Origin of the sequence: Emticicia sp. 21SJ11W-3, assembly GCF_024138715.1 — a bacterium.
GTDB lineage: Bacteria > Bacteroidota > Bacteroidia > Cytophagales > Spirosomataceae > Emticicia > Emticicia fluvialis.
This window is the reverse complement of record NZ_CP092074.1, coordinates 623,971-637,523: the sequence shown is the minus strand read 5'-3', so window position 1 is coordinate 637,523 and position 13,553 is coordinate 623,971. Positions and strand designations below refer to the sequence as shown.

The window sequence follows — 13,553 nt, the reverse complement described above, 5'->3', positions numbered from 1 at the left end:
AAAAACCAAATGCCACGGCAATGAACCAGGCATACCCTACGCTGGTAACACAAGAAAACCACTACGACCCATGGGGTGTAGGCATTGAACGCGAAGTTGTTGCTGATACCAGCAAGCTACCGAAATTTGAATTGAAAGACCGCTTTACTTACAATGGCAAAGAATTGCAGGGCATCTTGAATTACTTAGACTACGGCGCCCGGATGTATGACCCGAGTATTGGTAGATGGGGGGTAGTGGATCCTTTGGCAGCTTTAGATTTAGATTTTTCACCTTATAATTATGTTGGAAACAACCCCATTGGTTTTGTAGATTTATTTGGATTGGAAAGGGTGCCAGTGGGACAAATGGGGGATATTATGACCTTGAAAAAGGTGAAGCGGGAGTAGTAGCACAAAGAATAAGTGACCCAGAACCTTATACTATGCTAGAATACGCATCAAAAGCCTATGATAGAAATCAAAAATTGTATGGACATCCAAGTCCTTACAGAGAACATTTTCAGAAAGGAGGAGAAGATGCGATCAAAATTATTGGTGGGAGTATAGCTGCAATTTATGGGGTTTCAATTGGTACAACACAAGGGGTATCATTTCTTGTCAGAAGCAGAGCATTAAGCATTGCAAGACAAATCGTCAAAAGTCCAGTATTAAATATTGATAAATTTAATGTAGGAGCGACACTTGGTGATTTTGCAGCTCAATTTCTTACAAATGGGCAAGATATTAATAAAGTAAATTTATTGAGCGTGGCGGGGCAACTAACCATAGGGGGCAAAGTCTTTTTATCATCAGTTGCCGCTTCAGGAATTGGTAGCTTTACCTCATTTACACTTGAAAATTTTAAATCGAATAAAAATGGTCACTATGGTTTTGATTTTGCCGACTTGACTAGTAGTTCTACTTGGTATAACTTCTCATTCGGTGTAATTGGAAATGTCGGAGCAGGAGCTATTGGAGGACAATTCGCAAAAGCATATCAACCGAATGTATTCGATCAAGGAGTTATGGATGCAGGATTGAATACATATTTTGGAATAGGAGCGACATTGAGTAGTGACATTATAGATGAAAAAAAATAATATGAAAAAAAAGTGGTTTAATATAATTGGTATTTCTTTTCTAATTATAATTTGTGTTATAGGGTATACACAGCTTCTTAACTTAGAAAAACGCAAGAAAATAGCCATAGGTACTATAACGGGTACAAAACTTATAAGAGGACTTTATATTACTTATTCTTATAAGATAGACTCAGAAATTTATAGCGGACTTACTACCGCTTATGGTATTTCTAATAGTAACATTTACAAATACTTAGTAGGAAAAAAATTCCCAATTGTCTATGACAGCTTGGATTATTATCAAAGTCATATTTTAATTTTAGAGAACGAATTCAAATCTCTTAAATTAGATTATCCAGATAGTTTAAAATGGGTTTGTGATTCTTTAAAATTGAAGGATTGTAAATAAAGTATGAAAATGTAAATTTTACTAAAACATTCTTTGAGGTGGTGCTATAAATCGTTACACTTTTTTGCTTAAAAAAAGCAGAAAATGGAAAGAGAAAGGAAAGGGAGTAGCCGACAATATTATGCGGCTGATTTCAAGGAAGAAATTATCAGGATGCTCAATTCCGGAAAAAATGTTAGTGAAATTTCAAGAACATTTGGTATTGGACAAAATGTTCTTTACACTTGGAATCGGACCGCCGAAGCGGATGAAAGCAAAAACAAAAGTTAAGACCAAGACCACGGAAGAACAAAGCAGCTACAGTTTAAAGCTAATAGCTGAAAATGAACGGCTTAAAAAAGAGAATGCAAGACTACAAGATGAGCGAGACATCCTAAAAAAGGCCTTAGGTCTCTTCAGCATGTCCAGTTAAGAGACGTCTATGAGTTGATAAAAATGCTCAGTACGGACTACAAAGTTGCATTGCTTTGTTTGGTTTTTGAAGTAAGCCGAACATCATATTATAATTTCAAAGCTGGGCGGAGTTATAATTTAGAGAAAAAATATACTCGTCCCAGACATGAAATTCGCTTAGAGTTTCTTAGAAATATGAAAAGATATGGTTCAAGACGCATACAAATAGTGTTGAGAACAAAGGGGTATAAATTAGGTCGCCGAACGGTTTCAAAAATCATGAAGGAAGAAGGCTTAAAAGCGATTCAGCCCAGATTATTCATACCCAGAACGACCGATAGTAAACATGGTAAACGAGTTTGTGAGAATCTTTTATTGGATAAATCAAAGCCAACGTCACCGAATCAAGTCTGGGTATCAGATATTACATATATGCCCATGAAAGGTGACAAATGGGCCTATTTATCTGTCTGGCAAGACTTATACAGCCGAGAAATTGTTGGTTGGAGCTTGGCAGATAATATGCGTGAAGAGATGGTCAGAGTACCATTAGAAAACGCTTTATTGAAAAAGAATGCTCCCAAAAACATGATAATTCATCGCTCCGGCGACCCGGTCCGACCGTGGGGGGCAATATTTGTCAGATAATATCAAGAACGTTGTGAATATCTTTGAGTTAAGGCAAAGCATGAGTAGAGCCGATGACCCTTATGACAATGCTACGGCCGAGTCACTTTGGAGTAGATTAAAAGCTGAGTTAGATATGCCCAAAGGTTGTTATGGATGTATCGAGGAATTACGTGGAATTTTGTTTGAATACATTGAAGGGTATTACAATCGAATGCGGTTGCATTCCTCTCTCAACTATCAAAGTCCACAAAGCTTTATGGAAAATTATTACAAAAAAGCAAGTTGAAAATTATTCTAAAACTCGCAAAAAAGTGTAAAGCAAAAGAGAGCCAAGTCAAAATACACCAGGTGGACCTTCTGGCTGCTCAGATTTAAGTACTTGTAAACAAATTGCTAAGGCTTTAGGTGTAAATTATTGTTGCGCTCATTGTAGCACTGCTACATGGTGCAAAGGTTGTTCTTAATAATTTTTCAGGCTTGCTATATTTAACTTATAGCAAGCCAATAACTTTAATTGAATCAATGAGATTTTACTGTTATACAATTACTATATTAATCTTGTTTTCTTGTAATGCAAGCATTCAAGAAAAATTCTCCGCTGCTAGTAAAGGCCATATTGTAATTACAATAGGAGAAGTAGATGTTAACAATCGGTTTGATTTTGCATCAGGGTTATCATTAACTAATGAAACCCTGTTTAAAATCTATGCAGATAACGCATTACAACTAAGTAATTACTCCATAAAAGAAATAACAGAACAACAAAAAATAAGTATTTCATTAGAAAAAGAATATGCAATTTTAAGGCATCAAATAAATGCTGTTGATTACTTTGATTATCTTATAAAGAAAGGAGATACATTGGAGTTGACCTATGTAAATAGGCTTCCTGTTTTAAAATTAAAAAACAGAATAACCAAGAGTAAAGACACAAATATTGAAGAATATATCAATAAAGAAATAAATAAAGAACCTTATATTACTCCGTGTAAGTATTTTGATAATACGTACTCTTACCTTGAAAAAATTTATTCAGACAAAACTTTATTAGCATCTGTAACTGGTTTGAGTGTAGAAAAAACAATGACTCGAAAGTTTGAAATTGATAACCTAATAAAAAAGGATTTGTACCCTGCTTCAAAAAAATATTCTCAAAACTTCACAAAGATTTTAGATTCGCTCTATAAAGCAGAAGATATTTCAGAAGATGTATATAATTGCTTTAAAAATAAGTATACTACTTTTAATAAAATTATAGATATAGAAAATGGTCTTATAAGTGAGTCTGAATTGAAACAAATAATTTATAGTGGAAAAAAAGTGGAAGTATATTATGATTTATTTCATCAACAATTGATCGAGAGTATTGTGAGAAAATATATTATACCCAAAACAAAGTTTTTAGACCTAAAAAATGGCGTGAACAAAGATAATAGAGAAATCTATAAATTAATTAAAGAGAGTAATATATTTAGTGAGGAAGATAAGCAGGCATTATTAGCAAAAGAATTATCAAACATTGGACATAATTTTCCCAAAGGTGAATTTATAAACTACTACAATGATTTTTCAAAATATTCGAAGGATTCAACTTTAATATCGTCTGTTAAAAATAGTTTTTATAGTTATTTTGATACAGATACTAATATAAGTAATTCTGTTATTTTATCAAATAATATTAATAGTAAAGTTGATTTAAACAAGTTATTAATTTCACAGAAAAGCAAAATAGTTTATATTGATTTTTGGGCAAGTTGGTGTGCACCATGTAGGAAAGAATTTAGACATAGTTTGAAATTAAGAAATGAATTTAAAAGTTCGCCTATTACTTTTCTTTATATTTCTATTGACAAAGATAAGCTGTCTTGGGAGAAGGCAAGTTTTAAAGAACAGTTGGATGAAAATAATTTTCTTTTTGTTAATTATGAAAATTCTGTTTTCTCGCAATTACATAAATTATCATTAATCCCAAGATATATGATTTTTGATAACAAAGGCAATTTAATTTATGGAAATGCTCCACCTCCATCAGACCCTAAAATCAGAGAGATTTTTGATAAAATGCTGAAAAAATAATATGCTACCCGACAACCTGAAATATCAGTTTAGAACCTGGCGAAGGCAATTGAAAGAATACATGGCTTTAAGAAAGCATAAAAGATTGTATTTAAAACAATTGAAAAAATCTGTCAGCAAAATTCAACGGATTGATGTCGGGGCAATAAGTGATAATACTAATGAAATCCGCCCCCCGTTCGGCTAAATGTTCTAAATTTAGTCGGTGTGTTTAGCGTTCTCTGAACGCTTATCTGATACATAAAAGTTAAAAGAACACCTTCCGTACCAGTTGCCACTGCGTAGAAAAACCAAATGCCACGGCAATTAACCAGGCCTACCCTACGCTGGTAACACAGGAAAACCACTACGACCCATAGGGCGTAGGCATTGAGCGCGAAGTAGTAGCTGATACCAGCAAGCTACCGAGGTTTGAAATGCGAGACCGCTTTACCTACAATGGCAAAGAATTGCAGGGCAATTTGAATTACTTAGACTACGGCGCCCGCATGTATGACGCTACGATTGGTAGATGGGGAGTAGTGGATCCTTTGAAGGAGCAAAGAGAATGGCTAACTTTATATAACTATGTTCAGAAGAATCCTATTAACCGTATTGAAATTAATGGAGAACTGGATGGGAATTATTATGATAAGAATGGAGCTAATTTAGGAAGCGATGGCGAGAAAGATAAAAAAGTTTATGTTGCCACTAGGAAAATAGTGACTGATAACAAGGATGCAAAATCTTGGTTTGAAAATGCCAAAGAGTTGCCTATAGACCACGACAAATTTAGAAATCGAGCAGCAACAGTTTACGCTGAAAGTTCAATAGGATATGGTATTGAAAGTAAAGTGGAAATGTATGCAATAGCCAGTGTGTTAATATATAGAAACACAATTGCGTATGGAGCGAATGCGCCATTAGCAAAGAAATTCTTAAAGACTTCTTTGGAAGAGCAAACAAGTGCAATGGAAACAGCAAATGAAGCAATTATTAATACGTTGACGGGTGGACCGGATTTTAGCAATGGTGCAAAACAGTGGGACGGAAGCGAACAGACTATGGTCCCCCAAAAAGACATGGGAAAACCTTCCAATGGTTCTTTTATGTACAAAATGAATGTAATGAGCTGGAAGATGGAAGATAGTCATTATAAGTCTTGGAAATCAGCAATAGAGAACAAATTTGGTACTGGCAAATTTACAGTAGCACAAACAAGAGTTGCAACTCATGATTATAGTGGTATGAAAAATACTGGTAAGATACGTTTATTCTCAACAGCTCAGTATGGACTTAGTATATTTTGGAAAGAAAAATGAAAATAAGATTATTATTATTATTAGCGATTGGTTTTCTATCTTGTAATGTTCATAATTCGAAAGGTAGTTTACAGAAAACTTGTTTAATTAGACAAAATGGAGTTTTAGTTGAAAAGAGGTATCTTAGTCCAAAAGGTACACCAACAAGTATAATTACTTACGAAAAAGATGAGAAAACGCCTAGGGATTCTATAATCTTTAATGAATATTTGAATGTTACTGCTTATGTCTATGATAATGGAAGCTATTCTATTAATGATTTACTTTTAGTAAAAGATTATTACACAGAAATTTACAATATTGATAGTACATGCAATCTATATAAAACTATAAATCATAGAATTTTAATTGAGGACTCAATAGCGAATCTCTGTTATATTGCGAATTCTGTTTTGTCAGATGGGACTGATGCATCAACAAAAGCAGTAGTAACTAAGAGTTTGAATGGAATAAGAATTAAATATTTAAGATTAAATTCACTATTTCTTGATTTGCCAGAGGTTTTGCAGTCTTATTTTTATGAGAAAACCCTTTGTAATGTTAGTTTATATATAGAGGAAGGATATTTAAAAGAGGAAATCTACATTTTTGAGAATGGAAATGCATCAAGGCACTTTATCTATGAAAAGGGCTTTTTAAAAGAATCTAAGTTGGAGGTCAGATATTTTAATAATAATGAAACGCCTATTAAGACAATCCGTACCTATGAGCTTAAATAAATGAAATTTAGAAATTTTATTTATTAGAATGTGAATATACTTTGATTATAAAGATAATCGCAAGACACTCCCATTTGGTGAATTGATTCACATAACTTTGAGACTGTAAACTAAACTGTGTCAAGTAAAAGTTTCAGCAAATTTATAACTTTACTTAAACACAGTTTAATTTTTGGTCTCATACTTACTTACCTATCAGCTCATTGATATCTGAAATGGCCAGAATGTAAGCCAGTCTGGCTGAATACACATCGGCTTCTGCTTTGGCTGTCAATGCACGGGTGTTTAGTACATCTGTTTTTAAATTCATGCCGGCAGCCAGCCTGTCGTTTTGTAGTTTCAGTTCTTCTCTGCGGTATTGAAGCGCTTTCTCTGCTACATTTACCAATGCCATACTTTGCCTCGCCTTCCGGTAGGCTTTTTCTATATCATAGGCAAGCTGTTGCCGGGTGTTCATTATGTTTTCTTCTGCCTGCTTTAATTGATATGTTCTTTGTTGTAGCACCTGCTTGTTGGCATACAGGTCCTGAATATTCCATTTCAGGCTTAAGCCCACAAAGGGGTTATTCATAGGCATAATGGGGTTTCCACCCTGTACCACATACCCTGCCACCAAACCCACATCCGGTCTGTTGCTTTGTTTGGCTGCTTTAATACCCAGCTCGGTTCTGGCTCTGGTAAGTTCTGTCAGTTGCAAGTCGGGGTTATTGGGTATCTCGCTTGCAAAAGAATCCATACTGGGCAGGTCGGGTAAAGTATCCGAAATGCCGTCAACATTAAAATCTTCCGCCTTTATACCGGTCAGCTTTGCCATATCGGCCTTGTAATTCTGAATCTGAAAGTCCAGTTTCAGCATATTCTGCTCTTCATCAGCAATACCGGCCATCAGGCCTGCCTTGTTTACATCAATGGTTTTTCCGCTTAGCAGGGCATTTTCAACATCTGCCAGCCTTGCCTGTGCCAATGCCAGTTTAGCCTGCGCCTCTTCCATCTGTTTCTGGCTTATCAATATGCCAAAATACAGTTGCTCAATGCCGTGCTTTATCTGCAAAGCTATCTTCTGTTTTTCTTTTTCTGACACGCTCACATCCAGCTTACTTAACTCAATGCCTGTTTTAACTTTTGCCTGCTGAGAAATCGGCTGATAAACAGTGGCGCCGGCATTATACGTACTTTTTTCGCCTACTTTAAATGTCCGGTCTTCGTTAGGTAAAAGCACCTGATTGGTGGCGCTTAAGGGTATTACACCTATTGTTCCTGCCGGGATAGTTATATCGGCCAGATTCAGGTTATACTGATACGTTCCGCTCAGGCTCACAACAGGCAGACGTTTTATCTCGTCTTCTTTAATTTTAGCTTTCTTCTCCTCTACCTGCCATTGCTTAATGGCCAGTATATGGTTGTTCTTTAAGGCGGCATCAGTCAACTGCTGAATAGAGTAAGTTTTCACGTTTTGTGCTGAAACCAACTGAATACCTACTAAAAAGCCTATAAACACACTTATTGATATTTTGAAAGTTTTCATATTTCAGGGCTTTATTTTTTCGTTAACACATCTTTTTTATCGCCTGGTTTAATCCAGCCGATGTAGAGAATCGGCACTGTCAGTAAGGCCATAATCATGCTCCAGACCACCCCAAAGGCCAGCACACTGGCCAGTGGCGCCCACATGGGCGACCCTGAGATAATCATGGGCAATACACCTATGGCGGCTGCCATGGCGGTCAGGAAAATCGGGCGCAGACGTCTCTTTCCACTCTCAATAGCGGCCGTTCTGATATCCAAACCATGTTTCAACAGTTCGTTGGTGTGGTCTACTAATATAATGGCGTTTCTGACCACAATACCCGACAAAGCAATGAGCCCGATAAAAGCCGTGAAGCTAAAGTTATTGCCGGTTACAAATAAGCCCAGAATTGCGCCAAACAAACTCAAGGGGATGGTCAGCATCACAATGGTCGTTTCTTTCAGGTTTTTAAACTGAAACAGCAGAATAAAGAAAATAAGTACCAGACTAACCACCATAGCCGTTACCATTTCACTCAGGGTTTCTTCCTTGTTTCCATGTTCGCCACCATATTCTATATGATACCCGTTCGGCAAAGCCAGTTTATCAATGGTGGGTTGCACCTGTTCAAGCAGTTCGGCAGGTAGCATGTTATCTGATAAATCAGATTGAACCGTTAAGGTGCGAACACCATTTCTATGCATAATTTTACCTGTCTGCCATTGCGGAATAATATCGGCAATTTGTCTTAATGGCACGTTGACACCTGTAACCGGCGACTTCAGGTAGACTTTTTGAAGGTCGTCTGTATTTTGTCGTTTTACATCGTCCAGCCTCAACACTATACCAATCTGGTTGTTGCCTTCGTACATGGTAGAAATTGATGCTCCGGTAAAACCGGTATAAACCGTTTGCGAAATACTAGTGGTAGTAAAGCCTAATCTGCCGGCTTCGGGTTTCAGGTTAATACCTATGCCGTAGTAGTCTTCGGCAAAATCGCTGCGCACATACCTGCTGCCTTTGGTATTTCTAATAATGCCGGCTACCTTATTGCCAATGTCTTTCAGTTTCACAATGTCATCACCAACTATTCTTACTTCAACCGGCGCTTTCAACGGCGAGCCCTGCTGCATCAGTTTCACAAAAGTGGTGCCTTCGGGTATGGCTGCGTCTACTTTCCGGCTCAGTTCTTCAGCAAGTTCTTCGGCAGTTTTGTCGGTGGTTGTATTCACCAGAATCTGTGCGTAATTAGTAGTTGGAAATTCAGGCGAAAAGTTATAATAAAATCTGGGCGCAGCGGTACCGGTAAATGTAGCATAAGAGCTCACGCGCTTATCACTCTTCACCAGGTTTTCAGCCTTCTGAATCGCCAGTCTGGTTTTCTCAAGTTTGGTGCCTGTTGGTAACCATACCTCAATTACAAACTGGTTTCTTTCGGCAGTAGGAAAAAACAATTGTCGAACACCCTTCGTCAACAATAGCCCTGCCAGTGCAATAGGAATCAAACTGGCCAATATGGTGGTCTTCGGATATTTTACACAAACTTCCAGCAATCGGTTATAGCCCGTCTGCATGTAGTCGAGCAACGATTTACGCTTTCTACCCTTGTTTTCTTCTGCTTCAGCCTGGTGCAGCCCTTTCTTAATAAAAGTGTAACACAGCATAGGCGTAAGCAGCATGGCTACCACAAAAGACGACAATAAGGCTATTGCCACAGTAATAGGCAGGGCAAAAATAAACTCGCCTATGCTGCCATCTAACAATACCATGGGCATAAAAGAGGCAATAATGGTTACGGTGGCCACCAGCACAGGCATAACCAGGTCGCTGGCACTTCTCCATGCGGCCGTCCATCGGTCAACACCTTCATCCAGTAGCTCTACATAATTATCTGCTATCACAATGGCATCATCTACCACCATTCCCAGAACCAGAATCAAAGCGGCTAGTGAAACCTGATGTAACTCTATACCCAGGGTGTGCATGGTAGCAAAGGTAACTGCCACCGTAACCGGAATGGCCGTAGCTGCCACGGCAGCAATGCGAAAAGGAAGCAATAAGATAACTACTATAATTACCGAAACAATTGCCAGAAAAAACTCTTTGATAAAATGCGAGATGTTTTCCTGCACCAGGTGTGGCTGGTTAACAACGGTAGTAATTTTGACATTACTGGGAATAACCCCTCTTGCCTGCTCAATTTTTTGCTCAATTGCGTCACCAAAATGAACAATATTATTACCCTCATGCATTTGTATGGCAAGCAGAATAGCAGGGTGGCTGTTTACGGTAATTATACTTTGGGGTTCGGCATACTCACGTTTAAGAGTGGCAATATCGCCCAGCTTAATTACTGAACCCGTAGACGACGTACCTACAATCTGGTTAGCCAGGTCTTTTTCTGTGTTATAGTACCCGTTGGTGTATAGTGGCGCTTCGCTGTTGGCTGTTTTAATGTCGCCGGTTGGGTTAATGGCATTTTGTGACTGCAGCACCTTTACAACCTGCTGCATGCTGATACCATACTGCGATAACTTTTCTGAGCTGGACGAAACCACAATTTCTTCTTTCTGCTCACCGATGCGCTTAACTTTTGAGGTAGCCGGTATGGCACGTAAATAATCTTCCAGCTTCTGCGCGTAATTTTTAAGCTCGGTTGGTGAGGCGGTCTCGCTTTCAAGCGCAATTACCATAGCCTCCGTATCGCCAAAATCTGAATTCACTATCGGCCCCATTACGCCTTCAGGCAAATCTATCTGCCTGGCCACCAATAACTGGTTCCGCAGCTTGCTCCAGAATATATCCGGCTGTTTTACTGACTCTGTCAGTTCTACATTAATTACCACTACGCCGTCTTTGGTGGTCGAAAAAGTTTTGGCTTTGTTTACCTCTTCATATTGAAACAGATACTGCTCCAGTTTTTTGGTGAGCTGGTCTTCTACCTGAACAGAATTAGCGCCGGGATAATAGGCTATTACAAGACCCGTGCGGACCACAATTTTGGGATCTTCGCGACGTGGCATATTCAGAAGCGACTGAATACCCACTGCAAATAGCATTAACAATACCGATAACGTTATTTGCTTATATTTTAATGATGCCTGAATAATGTTCATGTCGGTAATTATTTATAAATGACAGCAGTGCCATCGGTTATTTTATTCTGACCGGCCACAACCACCAGGTCTCCTTTGTTCAGCCCGTTGATGATTTCAATTTTGTTTTCAATCATTTTGCCAATATTTACTTCTCGTCTGTACGCCTTGTTTCGGGCTTTATCTACCACATATACATAGGTTTGGTTATTGATGTCATGATTGATGGCCTCAGCGCTTAACACAATGGCCTCTGTGGTGGTATCAGCGTCAATTTTAGCCTCGGCTATCATACCCGGCCTGATAACAAGCCCCGGGTTGTTAACTTCAATTTTAATGGTAAAAGCTCTGGTCGACGGGTCAGCTGCCGACCCTACCTCTATTACTTTACCGCTGAAGGTTTTAGCAAGCGCAGAAATGGTAATGCTGGCAGGCTGCCCAATTCTGATATAGTGCAGTTCACCTTCGGGTATATATGCCAGCACTTTTACTTTGCTGATATCAGACACCACAAATGCGGGCATACCAACACCCACCATTTCGCCGGTTTCACTCATTTTCTTGAGCAATACCCCGCCAATTGGCGTGTATAGTTTGCAGTCTGTCTCATTTTTTTGCTGAAGCTGCAGTTGTAACCTGGCCTGTTGTAATGAAAAACTAACTTTCGAAAAATCGCTATCGGTTACGCTTCCACGCTCATGGAGGGTTTTCAAACGGTTGTATTCATCGGTTACGGCATTTACCTGTACCTCTGCCAATTGTCTGGCTATGGTATAACTGGTGGGGTCCAGGCTGGCCAGTAGCTGACCCTTCCTGATGGTCTGCCCTTCGCGGGCGGTTATCAGATTAACCTTACCCCCTACCATAAAACCCAGCCTTACAGTAGTGTTACCCTCAATATTCCCACTTACAGAAACATCATTGCTGATGGCCGTGGTTGATATTTCTTCAACACTTACAGGTACGGCTGTGGTAGTGGCGGTGGTGGCTTCCGTACTTTTTGTATTGCATCCTGCCAGACCTACAAGCAGCGTCAACAGAATATAAATGCCCGATTTTTTCATTTTAGAATTAGTTATTTTTAAAAAATTGTTCTTGGAAGACTATTTCTTTGATATCCAGAAATTGCAGGGTTTCTTCTATCACCAGGTTAAACTCTTCGCAGCCTGAAACCAAAAACCTGATTTCACGGCTGGTATTGGCATTAATCACGTTTTCGATGATGGTAGTGTCAAACTCAAAATCGCTGGCGGCTAATCCAACCTCATAAAATGCTATAAACTTACCCGGATAATGATACTTTAAAATTTCAATCTCTTTACTGAAACTAAATTCATTGTTCCAGGAGTAATAAACCAGGGTAATAAACGAGATAGCTTCTTCATGAAACATATCTTTCAGATTCGGAAAAACAGAAGCTATTCCGGCATTGTCTGCCACTATTACCCAATGTGTGCCATTTGTTTCCATTATTTTGATGTATTAATATGGCACAAAAGTAGAGGGTATGTTTTTGTGTATTTTTAAGATAGATTAAAAAATGCAGGCATCAGTAAAGAATAAAAGCATTTAAAAACCCATTCAAACTATATAGCTTAGATACTTGGGTAAATTATGAAACCGGGTGCGGAAGGTTGAGAAGCTGGCAACGCTGCGGCGTTAGTTTATCACGGCAAAGAAAAAACAAACCAATTGAACAGCACTAAGAACAACGTACGCTCAGAGCTGCGCTCTTATTACGCTTAGTGTCTGTTGGGTAATACCCAGATAAGAGGCCACATGACCCAAAGGCGCACGTAATAAAATGTTCGGGTATTGTTTAATCATTCGTTCGTAACGCTCTTTGGCCGAATGAAACTTCAGATAATAATTGTTGTCAGATAATTTCTTTACCACATTATACAACACCAGTTTTTCAAGCTGATTGATTTCAGTGTTTTGACTACTGAGCCGGGCAAAATCATTAAAATTACAGGTCGTAATGGTACTTGTTTCAAGCACTTCAATGCTGTAGCGCGACGGCCGTCCGAAAAGAGCGCTTTCTATCGTGGCCGTTACGCTTTGTTCCGGAAAGAAATCTTCAGTTACATCTTTATCATCTTTCATGTAATAAGACCTGATCAGGCCGGTTTCTACATAAAATACCCGGTAAGAATGTTCACCTTCTGTTACCAGCGTATGGCCTTTGGGGTAAACCTTGGTTTTTGTGCTGTTATTCAGCCAATCGGTTATGGAGTCTGTCTCAATTGACTGAGACCTGAGATAAGTTGCTAAATTCATACGCCTGATAAGAAAACTGGCTTAATGTAAATATTATTTGGGCAATTTGCAACAAATGCCATTCGGGGAAAGGCTGATTA

At 38.5% G+C, this 13,553-nt stretch carries 14 protein-coding genes; 9 read left to right on the top strand and 5 right to left on the bottom strand.

Annotated features, from left to right (window positions below; translation table 11 throughout):
* Positions 1–20: 20 nt before the first annotated feature.
* The 9 genes from MB380_RS02590 to MB380_RS02550 all read left to right on the top strand — a co-directional run bounded on the left by MB380_RS02590 (position 21) and on the right by MB380_RS02550 (position 6,591).
* The gene (locus tag MB380_RS02590) at positions 21–389 is read left to right on the top strand and encodes an RHS repeat domain-containing protein (RefSeq protein ID WP_253533006.1); all 369 of its coding nucleotides are present in this window, start codon (positions 21–23) and stop codon (positions 387–389) included.
* Between the two features lie 35 nt (positions 390–424).
* Entirely contained in the window at positions 425–1,081 is a 657-nt protein-coding gene (locus tag MB380_RS02585; protein WP_253533004.1) for a hypothetical protein, read from the top strand.
* Between the two features lies 1 nt (position 1,082).
* On the top strand, positions 1,083–1,472 hold the full coding sequence (locus MB380_RS02580) for a hypothetical protein (protein ID WP_253533002.1): 390 nt from the start codon (positions 1,083–1,085) through the stop codon (positions 1,470–1,472).
* 84 nt (positions 1,473–1,556) lie between these two features.
* Positions 1,557–1,742, top strand: coding sequence for a transposase (locus tag MB380_RS21950; RefSeq protein WP_409014657.1), 186 nt, complete (start codon positions 1,557–1,559; stop codon positions 1,740–1,742).
* Positions 1,743–1,907: 165 nt separating this feature from the next.
* The gene (locus MB380_RS02570) at positions 1,908–2,513 is read left to right on the top strand and encodes a DDE-type integrase/transposase/recombinase (RefSeq protein ID WP_253532999.1); all 606 of its coding nucleotides are present in this window, start codon (positions 1,908–1,910) and stop codon (positions 2,511–2,513) included.
* 40 nt (positions 2,514–2,553) lie between these two features.
* On the top strand, positions 2,554–2,781 hold the full coding sequence (locus tag MB380_RS02565) for an integrase core domain-containing protein (RefSeq protein WP_253532997.1): 228 nt from the start codon (positions 2,554–2,556) through the stop codon (positions 2,779–2,781).
* 236 nt (positions 2,782–3,017) lie between these two features.
* Positions 3,018–4,571 carry a TlpA disulfide reductase family protein gene (locus MB380_RS02560; RefSeq protein WP_253532995.1) on the top strand — a complete coding sequence of 518 codons (1,554 nt, stop codon included), beginning with the start codon at positions 3,018–3,020 and terminating at the stop codon, positions 4,569–4,571.
* A gap of 416 nt (positions 4,572–4,987) precedes the next feature.
* A complete protein-coding gene (locus tag MB380_RS02555) occupies positions 4,988–5,872 on the top strand; it encodes an RHS repeat domain-containing protein (protein WP_253532993.1) in 885 nt (294 codons plus the stop codon).
* On the top strand, positions 5,869–6,591 hold the full coding sequence (locus tag MB380_RS02550) for a hypothetical protein (protein ID WP_253532991.1): 723 nt from the start codon (positions 5,869–5,871) through the stop codon (positions 6,589–6,591). Before MB380_RS02555 ends, MB380_RS02550 begins: the two co-directional genes overlap by 4 nt.
* 184 nt (positions 6,592–6,775) lie before the next feature.
* On the opposite strand, the gene MB380_RS02545 is transcribed toward MB380_RS02550, so the two are convergent.
* The 5 genes from MB380_RS02545 to MB380_RS02525 all read right to left on the bottom strand — a co-directional run bounded on the left by MB380_RS02545 (position 6,776) and on the right by MB380_RS02525 (position 13,473).
* Positions 6,776–8,116: a TolC family protein gene (locus MB380_RS02545; RefSeq protein ID WP_253532989.1), complete on the bottom strand. Its 1,341-nt coding sequence runs from the start codon at positions 8,114–8,116 to the stop codon at positions 6,776–6,778.
* Positions 8,117–8,127: 11 nt separating this feature from the next.
* Entirely contained in the window at positions 8,128–11,214 is a 3,087-nt protein-coding gene (locus MB380_RS02540; protein WP_253532987.1) for an efflux RND transporter permease subunit, read from the bottom strand.
* A gap of 8 nt (positions 11,215–11,222) precedes the next feature.
* Positions 11,223–12,257, bottom strand: a complete 1,035-nt coding sequence (locus tag MB380_RS02535; protein WP_253532985.1) for an efflux RND transporter periplasmic adaptor subunit — start codon at positions 12,255–12,257, stop codon at positions 11,223–11,225.
* Between the two features lie 7 nt (positions 12,258–12,264).
* The gene (locus MB380_RS02530) at positions 12,265–12,663 is read right to left on the bottom strand and encodes a hypothetical protein (RefSeq protein WP_253532983.1); all 399 of its coding nucleotides are present in this window, start codon (positions 12,661–12,663) and stop codon (positions 12,265–12,267) included.
* Positions 12,664–12,912: 249 nt separating this feature from the next.
* Positions 12,913–13,473, bottom strand: coding sequence for a Crp/Fnr family transcriptional regulator (locus tag MB380_RS02525; protein WP_253532981.1), 561 nt, complete (start codon positions 13,471–13,473; stop codon positions 12,913–12,915).
* Positions 13,474–13,553 lie beyond the last annotated feature (80 nt).

What these genes read in the sequence shown, in the direction of transcription:
- MB380_RS02570 (WP_253532999.1), top strand. Translation starts at nt 1,908, where the DNA reads ATGCTCAGTACGGACTACAAAGTTGCATTGCTTTGTTTGGTTTTTGAA.
- MB380_RS02535 (WP_253532985.1), bottom strand. Translation starts at nt 12,257, where the DNA reads ATGAAAAAATCGGGCATTTATATTCTGTTGACGCTGCTTGTAGGTCTG.
- MB380_RS02525 (WP_253532981.1), bottom strand. Translation starts at nt 13,473, where the DNA reads ATGAATTTAGCAACTTATCTCAGGTCTCAGTCAATTGAGACAGACTCC.
- MB380_RS02560 (WP_253532995.1), top strand. Translation starts at nt 3,018, where the DNA reads ATGAGATTTTACTGTTATACAATTACTATATTAATCTTGTTTTCTTGT.
- MB380_RS02550 (WP_253532991.1), top strand. Translation starts at nt 5,869, where the DNA reads ATGAAAATAAGATTATTATTATTATTAGCGATTGGTTTTCTATCTTGT.
- MB380_RS02555 (WP_253532993.1), top strand. Translation starts at nt 4,988, where the DNA reads ATGCGAGACCGCTTTACCTACAATGGCAAAGAATTGCAGGGCAATTTG.
- MB380_RS02585 (WP_253533004.1), top strand. Translation starts at nt 425, where the DNA reads ATGCTAGAATACGCATCAAAAGCCTATGATAGAAATCAAAAATTGTAT.
- MB380_RS02540 (WP_253532987.1), bottom strand. Translation starts at nt 11,214, where the DNA reads ATGAACATTATTCAGGCATCATTAAAATATAAGCAAATAACGTTATCG.
- MB380_RS02580 (WP_253533002.1), top strand. Translation starts at nt 1,083, where the DNA reads ATGAAAAAAAAGTGGTTTAATATAATTGGTATTTCTTTTCTAATTATA.
- MB380_RS02590 (WP_253533006.1), top strand. Translation starts at nt 21, where the DNA reads ATGAACCAGGCATACCCTACGCTGGTAACACAAGAAAACCACTACGAC.
- MB380_RS02530 (WP_253532983.1), bottom strand. Translation starts at nt 12,663, where the DNA reads ATGGAAACAAATGGCACACATTGGGTAATAGTGGCAGACAATGCCGGA.
- MB380_RS02545 (WP_253532989.1), bottom strand. Translation starts at nt 8,116, where the DNA reads ATGAAAACTTTCAAAATATCAATAAGTGTGTTTATAGGCTTTTTAGTA.
- MB380_RS21950 (WP_409014657.1), top strand. Translation starts at nt 1,557, where the DNA reads ATGGAAAGAGAAAGGAAAGGGAGTAGCCGACAATATTATGCGGCTGAT.
- MB380_RS02565 (WP_253532997.1), top strand. Translation starts at nt 2,554, where the DNA reads ATGAGTAGAGCCGATGACCCTTATGACAATGCTACGGCCGAGTCACTT.